18 protein-coding genes are annotated in these 18,930 nt (G+C 64.7%); 14 read left to right on the forward strand and 4 right to left on the reverse strand.

Features of this window, described 5'->3' with window-relative positions; all coding sequences use genetic code 11:
• The first annotated feature begins 2 nt into the window (after nucleotides 1-2).
• The 6 genes from FJ988_RS29710 to FJ988_RS29735 all read left to right on the forward strand — a co-directional run bounded on the left by FJ988_RS29710 (nucleotide 3) and on the right by FJ988_RS29735 (nucleotide 6,338).
• On the forward strand, nucleotides 3-857 hold the full coding sequence (locus FJ988_RS29710; RefSeq protein WP_140822768.1) for a carbon-nitrogen hydrolase family protein: 855 nt from the start codon (nucleotides 3-5) through the stop codon (nucleotides 855-857).
• Complete coding sequence (locus FJ988_RS29715) at nucleotides 854-1,279, forward strand: DUF1178 family protein (RefSeq protein ID WP_140822770.1); 426 nt, start codon at nucleotides 854-856, stop codon at nucleotides 1,277-1,279. The genes FJ988_RS29710 and FJ988_RS29715 overlap by 4 nt, the downstream gene beginning before the upstream one ends.
• Nucleotides 1,280-1,500: 221 nt before the next feature.
• Nucleotides 1,501-3,252: an ABC transporter permease subunit gene (locus tag FJ988_RS29720; protein ID WP_140822772.1), complete on the forward strand. Its 1,752-nt coding sequence runs from the start codon at nucleotides 1,501-1,503 to the stop codon at nucleotides 3,250-3,252.
• A 17-nt stretch (nucleotides 3,253-3,269) separates the two neighbouring features.
• A complete protein-coding gene (locus FJ988_RS29725) occupies nucleotides 3,270-4,583 on the forward strand; it encodes an AAA-associated domain-containing protein (RefSeq protein ID WP_140822774.1) in 1,314 nt (437 codons plus the stop codon).
• 68 nt (nucleotides 4,584-4,651) lie between these two features.
• Nucleotides 4,652-5,710: a sensor histidine kinase gene (locus FJ988_RS29730; protein WP_140822776.1), complete on the forward strand. Its 1,059-nt coding sequence runs from the start codon at nucleotides 4,652-4,654 to the stop codon at nucleotides 5,708-5,710.
• A gap of 4 nt (nucleotides 5,711-5,714) precedes the next feature.
• The gene (locus FJ988_RS29735) at nucleotides 5,715-6,338 is read left to right on the forward strand and encodes a response regulator transcription factor (protein WP_210242790.1); all 624 of its coding nucleotides are present in this window, start codon (nucleotides 5,715-5,717) and stop codon (nucleotides 6,336-6,338) included.
• 104 nt (nucleotides 6,339-6,442) lie between these two features.
• On the opposite strand, the gene FJ988_RS29740 is transcribed toward FJ988_RS29735, so the two are convergent.
• Nucleotides 6,443-6,925 carry a MarR family winged helix-turn-helix transcriptional regulator gene (locus tag FJ988_RS29740; protein WP_140822780.1) on the reverse strand — a complete coding sequence of 161 codons (483 nt, stop codon included), beginning with the start codon at nucleotides 6,923-6,925 and terminating at the stop codon, nucleotides 6,443-6,445.
• Between the two features lie 96 nt (nucleotides 6,926-7,021).
• On the opposite strand from FJ988_RS29740, the gene FJ988_RS29745 reads away from it, so the two are divergent.
• Complete coding sequence (locus tag FJ988_RS29745) at nucleotides 7,022-7,951, forward strand: DMT family transporter (protein WP_140822782.1); 930 nt, start codon at nucleotides 7,022-7,024, stop codon at nucleotides 7,949-7,951.
• Here the strand turns inward: FJ988_RS29745 and FJ988_RS29750 are convergent.
• Nucleotides 7,948-8,529: a winged helix DNA-binding protein gene (locus tag FJ988_RS29750; protein ID WP_246688698.1), complete on the reverse strand. Its 582-nt coding sequence runs from the start codon at nucleotides 8,527-8,529 to the stop codon at nucleotides 7,948-7,950. The two genes, FJ988_RS29745 and FJ988_RS29750, sit on opposite strands and share 4 nt — an antisense overlap.
• Before the next feature lie 110 nt (nucleotides 8,530-8,639).
• On the opposite strand from FJ988_RS29750, the gene FJ988_RS29755 reads away from it, so the two are divergent.
• Nucleotides 8,640-9,764, forward strand: a complete 1,125-nt coding sequence (locus FJ988_RS29755) for an LLM class flavin-dependent oxidoreductase (RefSeq protein ID WP_140822786.1) — start codon at nucleotides 8,640-8,642, stop codon at nucleotides 9,762-9,764.
• A 16-nt stretch (nucleotides 9,765-9,780) separates the two neighbouring features.
• Nucleotides 9,781-10,284: a flavin reductase family protein gene (locus FJ988_RS29760; protein ID WP_140822788.1), complete on the forward strand. Its 504-nt coding sequence runs from the start codon at nucleotides 9,781-9,783 to the stop codon at nucleotides 10,282-10,284.
• A 23-nt stretch (nucleotides 10,285-10,307) separates the two neighbouring features.
• On the opposite strand, the gene ubiG is transcribed toward FJ988_RS29760, so the two are convergent.
• Nucleotides 10,308-11,057 carry a bifunctional 2-polyprenyl-6-hydroxyphenol methylase/3-demethylubiquinol 3-O-methyltransferase UbiG gene (gene ubiG / locus FJ988_RS29765; RefSeq protein WP_140822790.1) on the reverse strand — a complete coding sequence of 250 codons (750 nt, stop codon included), beginning with the start codon at nucleotides 11,055-11,057 and terminating at the stop codon, nucleotides 10,308-10,310.
• A gap of 227 nt (nucleotides 11,058-11,284) precedes the next feature.
• Entirely contained in the window at nucleotides 11,285-11,581 is a 297-nt protein-coding gene (locus tag FJ988_RS29770) for a hypothetical protein (RefSeq protein WP_140822792.1), read from the reverse strand.
• Between the two features lie 214 nt (nucleotides 11,582-11,795).
• Here FJ988_RS29770 and FJ988_RS29775 point away from each other — a divergent pair, with 214 nt between their 5' ends.
• From FJ988_RS29775 to FJ988_RS29795, 5 genes are all read left to right on the forward strand, one after another.
• The gene (locus FJ988_RS29775) at nucleotides 11,796-13,049 is read left to right on the forward strand and encodes an aspartate kinase (protein ID WP_140822794.1); all 1,254 of its coding nucleotides are present in this window, start codon (nucleotides 11,796-11,798) and stop codon (nucleotides 13,047-13,049) included.
• An 83-nt stretch (nucleotides 13,050-13,132) separates the two neighbouring features.
• Nucleotides 13,133-15,403 (forward strand): phosphoenolpyruvate--protein phosphotransferase, encoded by a 2,271-nt coding sequence (gene ptsP, locus FJ988_RS29780; protein WP_140822796.1) that lies wholly within the window; start codon nucleotides 13,133-13,135, stop codon nucleotides 15,401-15,403.
• A 139-nt stretch (nucleotides 15,404-15,542) separates the two neighbouring features.
• Nucleotides 15,543-16,622 (forward strand): peptide chain release factor 1, encoded by a 1,080-nt coding sequence (gene prfA, locus FJ988_RS29785; RefSeq protein WP_140822798.1) that lies wholly within the window; start codon nucleotides 15,543-15,545, stop codon nucleotides 16,620-16,622.
• A complete protein-coding gene (prmC, locus tag FJ988_RS29790) occupies nucleotides 16,615-17,493 on the forward strand; it encodes a peptide chain release factor N(5)-glutamine methyltransferase (RefSeq protein ID WP_140822800.1) in 879 nt (292 codons plus the stop codon). The genes prfA and prmC overlap by 8 nt, the downstream gene beginning before the upstream one ends.
• Before the next feature lie 332 nt (nucleotides 17,494-17,825).
• Nucleotides 17,826-18,845: a DUF4167 domain-containing protein gene (locus FJ988_RS29795; RefSeq protein WP_407067722.1), complete on the forward strand. Its 1,020-nt coding sequence runs from the start codon at nucleotides 17,826-17,828 to the stop codon at nucleotides 18,843-18,845.
• Nucleotides 18,846-18,930 lie beyond the last annotated feature (85 nt).

Genomic DNA, 18,930 nt, shown 5'->3' on the forward strand with positions numbered 1-18,930 from the left:
CGATGGGTTCCTTCAAAGCCGCCGCCGTGCAGATGCGTTCTGGCACCAGCCCGGAGCGCAACGCCGCCGACATGGAATTGCTGGTGCGCCAGGCCGCGGGTCAGGGCGCCGCCTATGTGCAGACGCCGGAAATGACCGGAGCGCTGGTCCGCGACAAGCAGGCGGCGGTCTTCGCCACCGAGGACAAGGACGTCGTCTTTGCGACGGCGCGCCGGCTGGCGAAGGAACTCGGCATCTATCTTCATATCGGCTCGACCGCGATCCTGCGTGCCGACGGCAAGCTCGCCAACCGCGCTTTCCTGTTCGCGCCCGACGGCTCCGCGATTGCCGGCTATGACAAGATCCACATGTTCGATGTCGATCTCGATAATGGCGAGAGCTGGCGCGAATCCGCTTCATATGAGCCGGGAACGCAAGCGGTGGTCACCGACATCGAAGGGGTGAAGTTCGGTTTTGCCGTGTGCTACGACCTGCGCTTCCCGCAGCTGTTTCGCGCCGAGGCGATGGCCGGAGCCGAGGTGCTGACCGTGCCCGCCGCCTTCACGCGCCAGACCGGCGAGGCGCACTGGCATGTGCTGCTGCGCGCCCGCGCCATCGAGAACGGCGCCTATGTCATCGCCGCCGCGCAAGGCGGCCTGCATGAGGACGGGCGCGAGACCTATGGCCATTCGCTGATCGTCGACCCGTGGGGGCGCGTCATCGCCGAGGCCGCGCATAACGAGCCCGGCGTGATCGTCGCCGAGATCGATCCGGCGCAGTCGCTCGCCGCGCGGCGCAAGATCCCCAATCTCAAGAACGCGCGGGATTTTGCTGTCAATGCCGGCGAGGGGCCGCTTCTGAGAGGTGCGGCCTCTTGATCCGCTTTTCCCTGATCTGCGAACAGGAGCACGAGTTCGAAGCGTGGTTCCGCAGCAATGACGACTTCGACACGCAGAAGAAGCGCGGCTTCGTCGATTGCCCGAGCTGCGGTTCGCACAGGATAGAGAAGGCGCTGATGGCGCCGGCCGTCTCGACTTCGCGCAAACAGGAGAAGGTCGCGCTTGCCATGGGCGAGGCGCAGAAACAGGCGCTGGCGCAGCTCAAGGCGCTGGCCGAGAAGGTGCGCGAGAACGCCGACTATGTTGGCGACAAATTCGCCGAGGAAGCGCGCAAGATCCATTTCGGCGAGACCGATGCGCGCGGCATCTACGGCGAAGCGACGCCGGAGGAGGCGAAAAGCCTCGCCGAGGACGGCGTCGAGTTCATGCCGATACCGAGCTTTCCCGACGACCGCCATTAACGGACGATCTCATCTAAAGGGAGATCGCAGCCGCTATACCTTCGTATAGCGGCCTATACCACCGCAGCTTTGACGGCCGGCCGGGGCGGTGACAAAAGGACGGCGCTTTCGCCGTCGGCGATCGCTCAATCGCAAACAGAAACCGGATAGCCGCCCGAGCAGTCTGGCGGGCGCGGATTTGCCGCGTCCGGGCGGCCGTCCTTTGCTCGCCGAGGCCCGCCATGTTCCTTTCCAAAGATCGCTCCGGGCAAAGCGCCGTCGCGGCCCTTACCAGCACCCGCCTGTTGCCAAACGGCTATGACTTCGTGGCCTTTGCCCTGCTGATCGCCACGATTGCGCTGGTGCTGCGCGGCAGCGGGGACATGGGGGCTTCGCTCGACACGCTCGCGGGCGCCCCGGTCTCGCTCGACATCGGCAATCTGCCGGAATACGCGCTGCGCACGACGCTGCGCATGTTCGCGGCGATCATCGCCTCGCTCGTCTTCACCTTCATCGTCGCGACGCTGGCGGCCAAAAGCCGGCGCGCCGAGCTGGTGATCATCCCAGCGCTCGACATCCTGCAGTCGGTGCCGGTTCTGGGCTTCCTCACCTTCACCGTCACCTTCTTCATGGGGCTGTTTCCCGGCAGCCAACTCGGCGCCGAATTCGCTTCGATCTTCGCCATCTTCACCAGCCAAGCCTGGAACATGGCCTTTTCCTTCTACCAGTCGCTGCGCACTGTGCCGAACGACCTCGACGAGGTGAGCCGCGGCTACGGCCTTTCCGCCTGGCAGCGTTTCTGGCGGCTCGACGCGCCGTTCGCGGCGCCCGGCCTGATCTGGAACACTATGATGTCGATGTCGGGCGGCTGGTTCTTCGTCGTCGCTTCGGAGGCGATCACCGTCGGCAACACCACCGTGCAGTTGCCGGGCATCGGCTCCTATCTGGCCATGGCGATCGACCAGAAGAATTTTGTCGCGGTCGCCTGGGCGGTCGGGGCGATGGCGCTGCTGATCGTGCTCTACGACCAGCTTCTGTTCCGGCCGATCGTCGCCTGGGCGGAAAAGTTCCGCTTTGAGCAGACTGCCAGCCAGGACAAGCCGCGCTCCTGGGTCTACGACATCATGCTGCGCACCCGGCTGATGAAGCGGCTGACCGCGCCTTTTGGCTGGGTATGGGATCGGCTGATGCTCGTCCGTTTCGACGGCGGCAGCACGCAGGCGCTGTCGACCAGCGCCGGGCGCTCGAGCCGTATCGTCGACCGCCTCTGGCTCGTCGTGGTGCTGGCCGTGACGGCCTGGGGCGCCTGGACTGCCTTCGACTACATGCGCGAGACCCTGTCCTGGGCCGATGCGCGCGAGGCGTTCGGCGGTGGCCTGGTGACCCTGCTGCGCGTCGTCATCCTGATCGCGGTTGCCAGCGTCATCTGGGTGCCGATCGGCGTCTGGATCGGGCTTAGGCCGGCGGTCGCCGAACGCGTGCAACCGCTGGCGCAGTTCCTGGCAGCGTTTCCCGCGAATGTGCTGTTCCCGTTCGCCGTCGTCGCCATCGTCGCGACCGGGGCAAGCCCGAACATCTGGCTGTCGCCGCTGATGGTGCTGGGAACGCAGTGGTACATCCTGTTCAACGTGATTGCCGGTGCCTCGGCGTTTCCGACCGATCTCAAGGAGGCGGCCTCGGTCTACCAGATCCGCTCATGGACATGGTGGCGGCGCGTCATCCTGCCGGGGATTTTTCCTTACTACGTCACCGGAGCCATCACCGCCTCCGGCGGCTCGTGGAATGCCAGCATCGTCGCCGAGGTGGCGAGCTGGGGCAACACCAAGCTCGAGGCCTACGGGCTCGGCGCCTACATCGCCAAGGCGACCGATGCCGGGGATTTCCGGCGCGTCGTGCTCGGCATCGCCGTGATGTCGCTCTTCGTCACCCTCTTCAACCGCACCCTGTGGCGCCCGCTCTACATCTATGCCGAGCGCCGGCTGCGCCTCGATTGATCCTGGAGGATAAGACCATGGACACACTAGCCAACACTGGGCCGCTCGTCGCCGTCAAGGGCGTCACACAAAGCTACGACAAGGGCGCGTCCGGCCAATTGCTGGTGCTCGACAATGTCGACCTGACGCTGCGCCCCGCCGAGATTGTCGGCCTGCTCGGGCGTTCCGGATCGGGCAAGTCGACGCTTCTGAGGGTGATCGCCGGCCTGATCCGGCCGACCGGCGGTAGCGTCACGTTCCAGGGGCAGCCGGTCGCCGGTCCGTGCTCCGGGGTCGCGGTGGTTTTCCAGAGTTTTGCGCTGTTTCCCTGGTTGACGGTGCTGGAGAATGTCGAGCTGGGGTTGGAGGCGCAGGGCGTCCTGTCGGCCGAGCGCCGCAAACGGGCGCTGGCTGCGATCGACCTCATCGGTCTCGACGGCTACGAGAACGCTTATCCCAAGGAGCTGTCGGGCGGCATGCGCCAGCGCGTCGGCCTGGCGCGCGCACTCGTCGTCCATCCCAAGCTCCTGTTGATGGACGAGCCGTTCTCGGCGCTCGACGTCTTGACCGCCGAGACGCTGCGCACCGACCTGCTCGACCTCTGGTGCGAGGGGCGCATGCCGATCGAGGCGATCCTGATGGTGACGCACAACATCGAGGAGGCGGTGCTGATGTGCGACCGCATCCTGATCTTCGGTTCCAATCCCGGCCATGTCATCGGCGAGATCAGGGTCGAGCTGCCGCAGCCGCGCAACCGGCTCGATCCGGCCTTCCGGGCGCTGGTCGAGGACATCTATGCGCGCATGACGACCAAGACCGGCACCGTTGTGCCAGCCAAGGACGGGCTTTTCCCGGGAACCGGCATCGCCATGGTGCTGCCCAGGGTCTCGACCAACGAACTCGCCGGCCTGATCGAGACAGTCGCGGCCAAGCCTTATGAAGGCAAAGCGGATCTGCCGCCGCTCGCCGCCAACCTCAGGCTCGACATCGACGACCTGTTCCCCGTCGCCGAAACGCTGCAGCTGCTGCGCTTCGCCGAACTGGAGGGCGGCGACCTGCGCCTCACCGCGGCCGGCAAGCGCTTTGCCGAGAGCGAGGTCGACGAGCGCAAGCGGCTGTTCGCGCAACAACTGGCGACCTATGTGCCTCTTGCAGCGCATATCCGCCGCATCCTAGACGAACGGCCGAGCCACAAGGCGCCGGCCCGGCGCTTTCGCGACGAGCTCGAGGACTACATGTCAGAGGACTACGCAGCGAGCACCGTCAGGGCGATCACCAGCCTCGCGCGCTACGCCGAATACTTCGCCTATGACGATGAGGCGGATCTGTTCACGCTCGAAAATCCGAGCTGAGCAAGCCGCTATCCTTTTGCGTCCTTCGCGCTTGTATAAGAGGACGAGCGAGGGCGGAGGACGATTTGATGAAGCTGGGTGCCGCAGGCCGCATCGAAAAGCCCCTGCTATGGCTGGTGATCACCGCGCTTTCGGCAGCGATATTCGTTGCCGACACCGTCACCGATCTCGAAATCGCCTTCGCGGTCCTTTACGTGGCGGTCGTCCTGATCTCGGTGCGAACGGCCCGCCCCGGCGCGGTGATGCTGGTCGGCGCGGTCTGCGCTGTCCTGACCGTCGTCAGCTACCTGCTCACCCGTTTCGGCGATCCCGAATCCGGGCTCGCCAATTGCGGCTTGAGCTTGTTGGCGATCGGCGCCACGACCTATATGGCGCTCAGGATCGAAGCCGCCAACATCGCCGCCCGGCAGGCGCAGGCCGAGCTTGCCCACATGTCGCGCGTGATGCTGGTGGGGGAACTCGGCACATCGATCGCCCATGAGGTGAGCCAGCCGCTGGCCGCCATCGCCGCGAACGGCAGCGCCGCCATTCGCTGGCTCGGCGCTTCGCCGCCCAATGACGGCGAAGCCCGCCTGGCGCTCGAGCGGATCGTCGAAGCAGCCGGCCGCGCCGGCGACGTCGTCGGCCGCGTTCGTAACCTGGCGGCGCGCACGCCCTCCTCGCAAGGACCGGTCGACATGGCCGAACTTGTGCAGGAGACGCTGGCGCTGGCGCAGGGCGAGATACGCAGCAGCCAGATCGCGCTGCGCACCGAATTGGCGGACGACGTGCCGATGGTTGCGGGCGACCGCGTGCAGCTGCAGCAGGTCATCCTCAATCTGGTGGTCAATGCCATCGACGCCATCAAGGCCGGCCGCGCCGACGAGCGCGATCTTCTGGTCAGCCTCTCCACCGATGGCGAGAAGATCACGCTCAGCGTGCGCGACAGCGGCGTCGGGTTGGCTCCGGGTTCGTCCGACAAGGTCTTCGATGCGTTCTACTCGACCAAGCCCGGCGGCATGGGCGTCGGGCTTGCGATCAGCCGCTCGATCGTCGAGGCTCATGGCGGCGCCGTCTACGCGGCGCCCAATTATCCCAACGGCGCCGTGTTCGGCTTCACGCTGCCGATCCGCGAAGCGAAGGACTGAAATCGTGCAGGAGCCGGAGGCGACGATCTATGTGGTCGATGACGACCCGCTGGTTCGCGACGGCTTGGACAGCCTGCTGCGTTCGGTCGGCTATGAGGTCCGCGCCTTCGCTTCCGTCGACGCGTTCGCGCGGCACACACGCCCGCAGGCGCCATCGTGTCTGGTGCTCGACGTGCGCATGCCAGGCCCGAGCGGGCTGGATTTCCAGGCGCGGCTGACCGCCGCCGGCGATACCATTCCGATCATCTTCCTGACCGGCCACGGCGATGTGCCGATGTCGGTGCGCGCCATGAAGGTCGGCGCCGTGGAGTTCCTCCTGAAACCTTTCCGCGAGCAGGACCTGCTGGACGCGGTCGCGGCCGGCCTGGCGAGGGACCGGGCGGCGCGGGCCGACGCGGCTTTCGGGGCAGGGCTTCAGGAACGCTTCGCCACGCTCAGCCAGCGCGAGCGCGACGTGATGGCGCTGGTCGTCACCGGCCTGCTCAACAAGCAGGTCGCGGCGGAACTCGGCGTCAGCGAAATCACCGTCAAGGTCAACCGCGCGCAGGCCATGCGCAAGATGAAGGCCGCAACGCTGCCCGATCTCATCCGGATGGCCGACCGGCTTGGCCTTGCCGCCAATCGATAGAGCGCTTCACCGTTTCAGAGAAACGCTGAATCGCTCTATCCTTTTGTTCTTACGCAATTCCGGACGGAAAACCGCCCACACACTTTTCCTGGAATTGCTTTTGCTCAAAGGCTGACGATCAGCTTTTCCAGCAGTTTCGCCAGTATCTCCCGCTCGGCTTCCGTCAGGCCGGCAAGGATTTCGTGCTCGTTGGCGACGTGGGCGGCAAGCGCGGTGTCGACTAGGGCAAGGCCCTTGGCGGTGAGCTGGACGACGACGCCGCGCCGGTCGCTGGGATGCGGCGCGCGCTGGATCAGTCCGGCCTTCTCCAGCCGGTCGAGCCGGGCGGTCATGGCGCCGGAGGTGACCATCGTCGCCTCGTAAAGCTCGGTCGGCATTAGCGCATAGGGCGCGCCGGAACGGCGCAATGTCGCCAGTACGTCGAACTCGCCGGCCTGCAGTCCGAAGCGGGCGAAGACCGGCGCCAGCCGATCGCGCGCGATCAGCGTCGAGACCTCGTTCAGGCGCCCGATGACCCCCATGGGCGACACGTCGAGATCGGGCCGTTCCCGGCGCCACTGTTCGATGGCTTTTGCCGCGCGATCCATATGTCTCACCAAAAAGTATCTTGATACTAAGAATCTTTGTGATATGTTACCTTAGAATAGAGCGGCAGCCAAGGCCGGCCGCGGAGGATCGAGCGGATGAAGTTTCTCTGGGATTCGGCGATCGGCCTTCTGGTCGTGACCGGCGGCCTGCTCGGCATGACACTGCCTTTCGGCAAGCTGGCGACCGCCGCCGGCGTGCCGGCCATGGTCTGGGCCTTCGTCATCTCGCTCGGGGCAGGCGGCGTGCTGCTCCTGGTTATCCTGCTGCGCGGCGAACGCATCCGGCTGACGTGGCACAAGCTGCGCTATTTCTTCGTCACCGCGGCGATCTCCTATGCGATCCCCAATCTGCTGATGTTTTCGGCGATCCCGCATCTCGGCGCCGGCTATACCGGCATCATGTTCACGCTCTCGCCGGTGGTGACGTTGGTGTTCTCGATCCTGCTCGGGGTCAGGCGGCCCAACCTGCTCGGCGTCGTCGGCATTGCCGTTGGCTTCGTGGGCGCCGTGATGGTTGCCCTCACACGCGGCGAGGCTGGCCAGCCGGCCGATTATTTCTGGGTGGCGATAGGGCTGCTCATTCCGGTCAGCCTGGCCGCCGGCAACATCTACCGCACCGTAGACTGGCCGGAAGGCACCGGGCCGATCGAGCTTGCCGTCGGCAGCCATCTGGCCTCGGCCACGCTGCTCCTTATCGGCATCGCGACGCTTCTGGGCAAATCCGCCTTCGCCCCGCTGGCCGGCGTGCCGCTGGTGGTCGTCGGCCAGGTGGCCTCGGCCTCGGCGATGTTTGCCTTCTTCTTCCGTCTGCAGGCTGTCGGCGGGCCGGTCTATCTCAGCCAGATCGGCTACGTGGCGGCGGCCGTCGGGCTGTTCGCCGGCACGCTCTTCCTCGGCGAGCATTATCAGTTGCTGACCTGGGCAGGCGCCGTGATCATCACCGCCGGCGTGTTCATCACCACCAAGGCGCAGAGCCAGGCCAGCGTGCAGGGCCAAGTCCAGACCGCGCAGGCGTCCCGGGGTTAGTCGTCCTTGTCGCCGGGCTCCGGCCGCGGGTGGCGGCGGCGATGCGTGGCGGCGGCGCGCGCCGCCTGTTCGTAAATGCCGGTCATCAGTTCCAGCGTCCGCGCGACATCCTCGAGCTTGTCGGCCATTTCGGGAATGCGCTTCACCGCCTCGATGAGCAGCACCGAGCGGATGTCGGCATAGCGCTCCGTCACCCGGTGGCCGAGCGGCGTCACCTCATAGGTGACGCCGGCCCGACCGCTGCCGGTGCGCGTGATCAGCCCGCCCTTCAACAGCTTGCGCAGGCTGTACTGGATGTTGGGGATGTCGTCGCGATTGGTCATCTGCGCGAGATCGCGCACGCTCTTCGGCCGGTCGTTCATCCGTAAGATGTGTAGCAGCGCGTTCTCCGGGCCGCTGGCGGCGAATTCGATCACCGTGGCCAGGCACTCGGCCTGCCAATGGCCGAACGCCTCGTAAGAACGCATCAGCGCGTATTCGACCTCGGTGACGTCGATTTCCAGCGGCGTGCGCGCCAGATGCCAGCCGCGATCCAGCAACTTGTCCTGCGTTTCCAAAGATTTGCGCCGTTCGTTCATCCACCTGTCCCTCACGCCAAGCATGCGCTGATCGAGGCGATTGCGTCCACATGAATTTATGATAGACTTTCTATCATAAATTATAACGAAAAACAGAGGAGAACATCGTCATGGGCATGCTCGACAAGTCCGCGCATGGAACGCAGCCTTTCTTTCTCGGCACCTTCGCGTCCAACTGTTCCGGCGGCATGACCGTCACCAAGCTTGCCGAACGCTGGGACAATTCCTGGGACAACAATCTCAGGCTCGCCCGCCTGTTGGACGAAGCCGGCATCGACTTCATGCTGCCGATCGCGCGCTGGATCGGTTATGGCGGGGAGACCAATTTCCACGGCAACGTGCTGGAAACCATCACCTGGGCTGCAGGACTTTTGGCGCTGACGCGCAACATCACGGTCTTTGCCACCACGCATACGGCGGCGAACCATCCGGTGGTCGTGGCCAAGCAACTGGCGACCATCGACCAGATCAGCCGCGGCCGCATCGGCCTGAACATCGTCGCTGGCTGGAACAAGCCGGAATATGAGGCGCTCGGGCTGACACTACCCGACGACCACACCACCCGCTACGGTTACGCGCAGGAATGGTTCGATATCGTGCGCGCCTTGTGGAGCGGCAAGGAAGCCTTCGACTGGGACGGAAGCTGGTTCAAGCTCAAGAATGTGCTTGGCGATCCGCGGCCGTCCTCGCCGCTGCCGATCCTCAACGCGGCCGGCTCGGAGGAAGGGCGTAAATTCGCCGTCCGCAACGCCGATTTCCTGTTCACGCCGGCCATCGACCTCGCGCGCTCGAAAGACGAGATCGCGGCGCTGAAGGCGCAGGCGAAAGCCGCGGACAGGGATGTCGACGTGCTGACCTTCGCGCATGTCGTCTGCCGGCCGACCGAAAAGGAAGCGAAGGACTATCTCGAACATTTCGGCCGCGCCAACGCCGATTGGGCGGCGGTCGACAATCTGGTGCGGCTGCAGTTCGCGCATGCCCAGTCCTTCCCGCACGATCTTCTCGCGATGATCCGCGACCGCATGGCGGAAGGCCATGGCGGCTTCCCGCTGACCGGCACGCCCGAGCGAGTGGCCGACGGGATCACTGCCTTGCATGAGGCCGGCTTCCGCGGTTCGACCTTGTCCTTCGTCGATTATGTCGAGGAATTTCCGTATTTCCGGGACACCGTCCTGCCTATCCTCGAACAGCGGGGCATCCGCATCGCGCCGGCCGCGATGCAGTCTGCGGCGTAGAAAAGAGGAAAGAGCCATGTCCACGCCAGAAGGTCCGGTCAGCGTTGCAGACTTCCGCGCCGCCATGCGGCTCATCGTCGGCAATGTCAGCGTGATTACCGCCGGCGTCGGCGATGATCGCTCCGGCCTGGTCGTCATTTCTGTCGTCTCGCTGTCGGCTGAGCCGCCGAAGGTCATCGCCTGCGTCAATCGCTCGTCCTCGACCTGGCCGGTCATCGAGCGCTACCGGCATTTCGGCGTGAATTCGCTGGGACCCCAGCACCAGGGCGTGGCCGAGCGGTTTTCGGGCTTTGGCGGCATAAAGGGCAAGGAGCGCTACGAGGGCGCCGAATGGACGACCTTGAAGACCGGCGCGGCGCTGCTGACCGATGCGGTGGCAGCCTTCGATTGCAGCCTGGACGAGATGATCGACCGCGGCACGCATTCGATCGTCATCGGCTCGGTCGAAGCGGTCAGGACCCAGGATTCCGCCCAGGCGCTGATCTACTGGCGGGGCGGTTACCGGCCGCTCGATGCCTGAGAAGGCGGTCTCGCCGCGACGACTCAGACCGATCCTTTTTCGGCCAGCACCATGTAGTTGACGTCCATATCCTTCGACCGCTGCCAGCGGTCGGCCAGCGGATGATAGACGACGCCGGTGCGGTCGATGACGGTGAGCCCGGCGGCGCCAAGCGCCTTTGCCAGCTCTTCCGGGCGCACCAGCTTGCCAAACTGATGCGTGCCGCGCGGCAGCCAGCGCAGCACATATTCGGCGCCGATGATGGCAAGGCCGAGCGCCTTCAGCGTGCGGTTGATGGTGGCGACGAACATGATGCCGCCGGGACGCACCATCTGGCCGCATTTGGCGACGAACAGGTCGACATCGGCGACATGCTCGACCACTTCCATGTTGAGGATGACGTCGAAGGTCTCGCCGGCCTCGGCCAGCGCCTCGGCGGTGGTGGCGCGATAATCGATGCTGACGCCGGCTTCCGCCGCATGCAGCTTGGCCACTTCGATGTTGGTGGCGGAAGCGTCGGCGCCGACCACTTCGGCGCCGAGCCGCGCCATCGGCTCGCACAAAAGCCCGCCGCCGCAGCCGATGTCGAGGAAGCGCAAGCCTTCGAAAGGCCGGGCCGCGCGCGGATCACGGCCGAAGCGCGCCGCCACCTGGTCGCGGATATAGGCAAGCCGCACCGGATTGAATTTGTGCAGCGGCCGGAACTTGCCGTTCGGGTTCCACCACTCGGCGGCAAGGGCGGAAAAGCGCTCGACTTCTCCGGCATCGATGGTCGATCGGCGGGGCTCTGGCATTGGGCGGGTCTCCCAGCGCATGACCCCGAAAATCGTTTCGATTTTCGGAAAGGATCATGCGCAACTCAAAAATGCCACAGCGTCCTTTGCGCGCCCGAAAGGACGCGCGGCGCTGTAGGACGTTAGGAAGTCGGGCGCGAGGAGAGGAATGTCAAGGCAGGTTTTTCGGCTGCTGCCAAACCGCCGGTGCCTGCCAAGCGCGTTTCCGGCACGCGTCGTGCGATGGCCTAACGTGACAGCGCGACCGCTGCGTGCCTTATGTCGACACTGGCCGGCTCGATCGCCTGCATCGCCTCACTGTCGCCGATCTCGGCCATGATGCGGTCCGCTGCGTCCTTGGCCTGCTCCGTGTTTTGCCAGCGCACGATTTCGACCCACACGCCATCCTCGCGCTTGCCGAGATGGCGGCCAAGAAAGCCAGGCTGCCGGGCAAGCCAATCGCTCATGACCCCGTTATTGGCGATGAAGCCGGCCTCCGTACCCGGCTTGAGGCAGAAAGTGACGATCTCCAGGGTCTCGGTCATGCAAATCTCCAGGCGCTGTTCGAATCGCCTTATCGCATGATCGGAGATAGGAATCTGTCAGGATTGCCGTTGTCCAGCCGATCCCGGCTAGGCTCGCTTGCGAAGCTTTGCTGTTTTGGCTAAGGAGGCCGCGCATTTCCGCGGCTCGGCTCTCACCGGGCGCTTCCTTCCGTTCCGGCCTTGAGCCGGCTTCAGTCAAAGGCATTTCGCTTCCATGGCGCGCATCGTGATGAAATTCGGCGGAACCTCGGTCGCCGACATCGCCCGCATCCGCAATGTGGCGCGCCATGTCAAACGCGAGGTCGATGCCGGTCACGACGTCGCCGTTGTGGTGTCGGCGATGGCCGGCAAGACCAACGAACTGGTCGGCTGGACGCGCGAGGCCTCGCCCATGCACGATGCGCGCGAATATGACGCCGTCGTCGCTTCGGGTGAGCAGGTCACCGCCGGGCTTCTGGCGATCACCCTGCAGAATATGGGGATCCATGCACGGTCCTGGCAGGGCTGGCAGATCCCGATCAAGACGGACAACGCGCATGGCGCGGCGCGCATCCTCGACATCGACGGCGCCTTCCTGATCAAGCGCTTCGGCGAAGGACAGGTGGCGGTCATCGCCGGCTTCCAGGGCATCGGCCCGGACAACCGCATCGCCACGCTCGGCCGCGGCGGCTCCGACACCAGTGCTGTTGCCATCGCCGCGGCGGTCAAGGCCGACCGCTGCGACATCTATACGGACGTCGACGGCGTCTACACCACCGACCCGCGCATCGAGCCGAAAGCGCGCCGGCTGGCCAAGATTTCCTTCGAGGAAATGCTGGAAATGGCCTCACTCGGCGCCAAGGTGCTGCAGGTGCGGTCGGTCGAGCTTGCCATGGTACATAGGGTGCGTACCTTCGTGCGGTCGTCCTTCGACGATCCCGATGCGCCCGGAATGGGGGATTTGCTCAATCCGCCCGGAACGCTCATTTGCGACGAGGAAGAGATCGTGGAACAGCAGGTCGTCACCGGAATTGCCTACGCCAAGGACGAAGCGCAGATTTCGCTGCGCCGCGTCGGCGACCGCCCAGGCGTCGCCGCCGGCATCTTCGGCCCGCTGGCCGAGGCCAACATCAATGTCGACATGATCGTCCAGAACATCTCCGAGGACGGCAAGTTCACCGACATGACCTTCACCGTGCCGTCCGGCGACGTCGACAAGGCGCTTGCCGTGCTGGAACGTCTGAAACCCGACGTCGGCTATGACGTGGTGCAGTCGGAAGCCGGCATGTCGAAGGTTTCGGTCATCGGTATCGGCATGCGCAGCCACGCCGGCGTCGCCGCCACCGCCTTCAAGGCGCTGGCCGACAAGGCGATCAACATCCGGGCGATCACCACCTCCGAGATCAAAATTTCGATACTGATCGACGGTCCCTATACCGAACTGGCGGTTCGCACTTTGCATTCCGTCTACGGTCTGGATAAGCAATAGCAAGAACTGAGTCAGTTGTTGCGTGAGCGCCGGCCGCAGGTGAAACTGCGGCTGGCGGAATGCCCATTGGAGAAGAAGCCGCGATGCGTGATACGGCCAGTGGCCCGCGCGTTCTGCTCAAACGGCTCCGCGAGCTCATGCAGGAGCCGCTGGAACCGCAGGAGCGGCTCGACCGCATCGTGCGCGACATCGCCTCGAACATGGTCGCCGAAGTCTGCTCGCTCTATGTGTTGCGCGCCGATTCGGTGCTCGAACTCTACGCCACCGAAGGTCTGAACCCGAACGCCGTCCATTTGGCGCAGTTGCGGCTGGGCCAAGGCCTTGTCGGCACGATCGCCGCCAGCGCGCGGCCGCTCAACCTTTCCAACGCCCAGGAACATCCGGCCTTCGCCTACCTGCCGGAGACCGGCGAAGAGATCTACAATTCCTTCCTCGGCGTGCCGGTGCTCCGAGCCGGTCGCACGCTCGGCGTCCTGGTCGTGCAGAACAAGACCATGCGCCACTATCGCGACGACGAGGTCGAAGCGCTGGAAACGACGGCGATGGTGATCGCCGAGATGATCGCCACCGGCGATCTGGCGCGCCTGACCCGTCCGGGGCTGGAGCTCGACCTGCGCCGCCCCGTAAGCTTCACGGGTCTTTCCTTCAACGACGGCGTCGGGCTCGGCCATGTCGTGCTGCATGAGCCGCGCATCGTCGTCACCAATCTGTTCAACGAGGATAGCGAGGAGGAGGTGCGCCGCCTCGACCGCTCGCTCGGCTCGCTCAGACTCTCGATCGACGACATGCTGGAGCGTCGTGACGTCGCCTTCGAGGGCGAGCACCGCGAGGTGCTGGAAGCCTATCGCATGTTCGCCAATGACCGCGGCTGGGTGCGTCGGCTGGAAGAGGCGATCCGCAACGGCCTGACTGCGGAAGCGGCCGTCGAGAAGGTGCAGAGCGACATGCGCGCGCGCATGCTGCACATGACCGACCCCTATCTGCGCGAGCGGATGAGCGATTTCGACGACCTCGCCAACCGGCTGTTGCGCCAGCTGATGGGGCGCGGGCCGGAGGATGTCGCCGCCTCGCTGCCCAAGGATGCCATCATCGTCGCGCGTTCGATGGGGGCGGCGGAGTTGCTCGACTATCCGCGCGACAAGCTGCGCGGCCTGGTGCTGGAGGACGGCGCCGCCACCAGCCACGTCGTCATCGTCGCGCGCGCCATGGGCATTCCCGTTGCCGGCCAGATGAAGGGCGCCGTCTCGATGGCGGAAAACGGCGACGCGATCATCGTCGACGGCGAGGAAGGCGCGATCCATCTCAGGCCGCAATCCGATCTCGAAGCAGCCTATGCCGAAAAGGTCCGCTTCCGGGCGCGGCGGCAGGAGGTCTACCGGGAACTGCGCAAGAAGCCATCGCTGACCAAGGACGGCGTGCCGGTCGATCTTTTGATGAATGCGGGTCTCGCCGTCGACCTGCCGCAGCTCGTCGAGTCGGGCGCTGCCGGCATCGGCCTGTTCCGTACCGAATTGCAGTTCATGGTCGCTTCGACCTTCCCGCGCGCCGAAGCGCAGGAGCGGCTTTACCGCGACGTGCTCGACGCCGCGCACGGCAAGCCGGTCACCTTCCGCACCATCGACATCGGCGGCGACAAGGTGCTGCCCTACTTCAAGGGCGCGATCCAGGAAGAGAACCCGGCTCTGGGCTGGCGTGCGATCCGCCTGACGCTCGACCGTCCTGGCCTGCTGAGGACGCAGATCCGGGCGCTGCTCAAGGCCTGCGGTGGGCGCGAGCTCAAGCTGATGCTGCCGATGGTGACCGAGCTTGGCGAGATCGCGCAGGCGCGCGAGATCATAGACCGCGAGGTCCGGCATCTGTCGCGCTTCGCCCACCATCTGCCGACCAGCCTCAAGCTCGGCGCGATGCTGGAAGTGCCGTCGCTCTTGTTCCAGCTCGACGAGCTGATGAAGGCGGTTGATTTCGTTTCGGTCGGCTCCAACGATTTGTTTCAGTTCGTCATGGCGGTCGACCGCGGCAACACGCAGCTTGCCGACCGCTTCGACAATCTGTCGACACCGTTCCTGCGCGTCTTGAAGATGATCGCCGATGCCGGTGATCGCAACCACACGCCGGTGACTTTGTGCGGCGAGCTTGCCGGAAAGCCGATATCGGCCATGGCGCTGATCGGCTTGGGCTTCCGCTCGATCTCGATGTCGCCGGCTTCCATCGGCCCGGTCAAGGCGATGCTCACCGAACTGCCGCTGCAGGAGCTGGAAACGTTCTTCGAAGAAAACCTGATGGCGCCTGCCCAGAACGTGCCGATGCGCGCGCTGCTCCAGGCGTTTGCCGACGATCGTTCGATTCCGCTCTAGATTCAGGTGAGGGCGGTCTGCAAATGGCGATTTTCTGCGCTTCCGGGGCTCATGTACCTAAATGTACATTCCGCTCCGGTTCTCGAAACTCGCCATTTTCGACTCGCCCTGACGTGAATTCCATTTAAGTTTCAGGATCATGATCAACCTGCCCCGCGACCGCATGGATCAAGTCGTCAAGCGTTTCGACATGCTCGAAGCGCAGATGTCGGCCGGGCCGTCCGCCGACCAGTATGTCAAAATGGCCTCGGAATATGCCGACATCCAGGAGATGGTGGGTAAGATCCGAACGCTGCGCGCCGCCGAGCAGGAGCAGGCCGATCTCGAAGCGATGCTCGCCGACAAGGGTACCGACGCCGAGATGCGGGCATTGGCCGAGGCGGATCTGCCAGGCGTCGAGGAACGCATAGAGGCGCTGCAGAAGGACATCCAGATCCTGCTCCTGCCCAAGGACGCGGCGGATGAGAGGAACGCCATCCTCGAAATCCGCGCCGGCACCGGCGGTGACGAGGCTGCGCTGTTCGCCGGCGATCTGTTTCGCATGTATGAGCGCTACGCGGCCGAACGCGGCTGGCGCTTCGAGACGGTCTCGGCGAGCGACGGCGATGCCGGCGGCTTCAAGGAAATCATCGCCACGGTGTCGGGCAGGGGCGTTTTCGCGCATCTGAAATTCGAATCCGGCGTGCATCGCGTGCAACGCGTGCCGGCGACCGAGGCCAGCGGCCGTATCCACACCTCGGCGGCCACGGTTGCCGTGTTGCCCGAGGCTGAAGAGGTCGATATCGAGATCCGGGCCGAAGACATCCGCATCGACACGATGCGCGCCTCGGGTTCCGGCGGCCAGCACGTCAACACCACCGATTCGGCGGTGCGCATCACCCATTTGCCGACCGGCATCATGGTGGTGCAGGCCGAGAAGTCGCAGCACCAGAACCGGGCCAAGGCCATGCAGATCCTGCGGGCGCGGCTTTACGACATGGAGCGCAGCCGTGCGGATGAGGAACGCTCGGAATCGCGAAAGTCGCAGGTCGGCTCGGGCGACCGCTCGGAGCGCATCCGCACCTATAATTTCCCGCAGGGGCGTGTCACCGATCACCGCATCAACCTCACCCTCTACAAGCTCGACCGGGTGATGATGGGCGAGCTCGACGAGGTGGTTGATGCGCTGATCGCCGATCACCAGTCCAAGCTGCTCGCCGATATGAGCCTTGATGGCTGAGGCGCTGCCCGCCGCGCTTGGGTCTCTGCTGAGGGCGGCACGGGAACGCCTCGCCGATGCCGCCATTGCCGATCCGGCACTCGATTCCCGGCTGCTCGTCGAACATTTTTCCGGCACGACCCGCACCCAGGCGATCGCCGATCCTGGTCAAACAGTGGATTTGGCTGCGCTTTCAGCCATCGAATCGGCCCTGAGACGTCGCGTCGCAGGCGAGCCCGTGCACCGTATTCTCGGCTACCGCGAATTCTATGGCCTGCGCCTGTCGCTGTCGCCCGACACGCTGGAGCCGCGGCCTGATACCGAGACGCTGATCGACGCGATCCTGCCCTTCGTCAAGGCGACGGCGGAAAAGCTCGGCGACTGCCGCATCCTCGATCTTGGCACCGGTACCGGCGCCATCGCGCTGGCGCTGCTCAGCGCCGTTCCCAGAGCCACCGCCACAGGCGTCGATATTTCATCGGATGCGCTGGCGACCGCTGCCCGCAACGCCGTGGATCTTGCGCTTGGCGGGCGCTTCAAAGCCTTGCAATCCAACTGGTTCGAGAAAGTTTCGGGCCGGTACCATGTAATTGCCTCGAACCCTCCCTATATACCTTGCCAGGAGATTGGAAATCTGCAGGACGAGGTCCGCGATTTCGACCCGCACCAAGCCCTAGATGGCGGTGTGGATGGTTTGGACCCTTACAGGGTCATTGCCGCCGAGGCGGAAAAGTTCCTGGAAATACAAGGCAAGGTAGCGGTCGAGATCGGCCACACGCAGAAAAACCAGGTCAGCGAAATATTCGCGGCGGCGGGATATATGTTAGCCGGGTCACATCGAGACCTCGGCGGAAATGACAGGGTTCTGGTGTTCGAGCGTGGAAAGCCCTGATGCGGTGCGAAAAAAGCGCTTGGCAATATAAGGGAATGCAGTTAGGTTCCGGCTCAACCGGATGAGACGAAGCAGGCAGTGCTCCCAGCGATTCGGTTTTCCTTGGAAATAGCTGCCTCCTTGCGCATACGACGCCCAAGCTTCGTGCGGGAATCGTCCGGCAAGTGATGTAACCGGAACAGGATGGCACGTGGCGCCAACGCAATCGATGCGGGCGAACGCCGGTGAAAAAGCGAAGCGGCTGGCTGCATGAGCGCCTCCGTTCGTGAAGAGTTTTTCGAAAATTTCAATATGAAGAGAGCAGAATGAGGCCACAACAGCAGAACAGGCGCATGCGCGGTCGCAATAATAATGGCGGCGGCGGTGGCAACAATAACAACCGCAAGGGGCCGAACCCCCTGACGCGCACCTACGAGAGCAACGGCCCGGATGTGAAGATCCGCGGATCGGCTCAGCAGATCGCCGAAAAGTACGCCACACTCGCCCGTGACGCGCAGAGCTCCGGCGACAGGGTGATGGCGGAGAACTACCTCCAGCACGCCGAACACTACAATCGCATCATTGCCGCCGCCCAGGCGCAGATGCCGATCCAGAACACCCAGCAGAATCGCGACGATTTCGACGACGACCTCGATGAGGATCGCGACGATTTCGACAATGCCGGCAACAACAGCGCCGAGGCTCCGGCCGCGAACGGTTCCGGGCCGCAGCCGGTGATCGAAGGCACGCCTGCCGAACTCGCCTACGGCCAGGAAAACGGCCGCGACAACAACCGCCGCGACAACAATGGCGGCCAACGCGACAACAATGGCCGTGACCGGCACCGCGACCGCCGCAATGGCAATTATGGCCAATACGGCCAGAACGGCCAACGTGACGGCGGACAGCGCGGTGAGGGCCAGCGCGGCGAGCAGGGCGGCCAGCAGTTCGAACAGAACCGCCGCGGCGAGACGCAGGCGCAGCCTGAAGGCTCCGCCGAGGCCGTTGCCGCGCCGGAACAGGCGCCGATGTTCGACAGTTTCTCGCCGGCGGCGCTCGCCGCTCAGGCCGAGCTCAACGAAGCCGCCATGGACAATGGCGGCGGTCGCCGCCCGCGCCGCCCGCGCCGCCCGCGCGGCTATGCCGATCAGGCCAACAATGGCGCGCAGGGCGACCAGGCGGAGAATTCGGCGGCGGATAGCTCCGCCCCGGTCGAAACGCGCACCGGCAATGGCGAGGATGCCAGGCCTGTTGAAGCTGCGCCCGTCGAGGCGTCTGTCCGCGCCAGCGAGACGCTCGCCAGCGAGCCGACGCCGGTTGCCAGCGAACCGGTAGCGCCCGTCGAGCCGGTGAACGCCGACGCGAACAACTGATCCAGACGTCATTTCGAGCATTGCAAACGGCGGAGATCCTTCTCCGCCGTTTTTGTTTTGGCGGCAGTGGAATAATATGCCGAGC

The organism is Mesorhizobium sp. CU3, assembly GCF_006442965.1.
Lineage (GTDB): Bacteria > Pseudomonadota > Alphaproteobacteria > Rhizobiales > Rhizobiaceae > Mesorhizobium.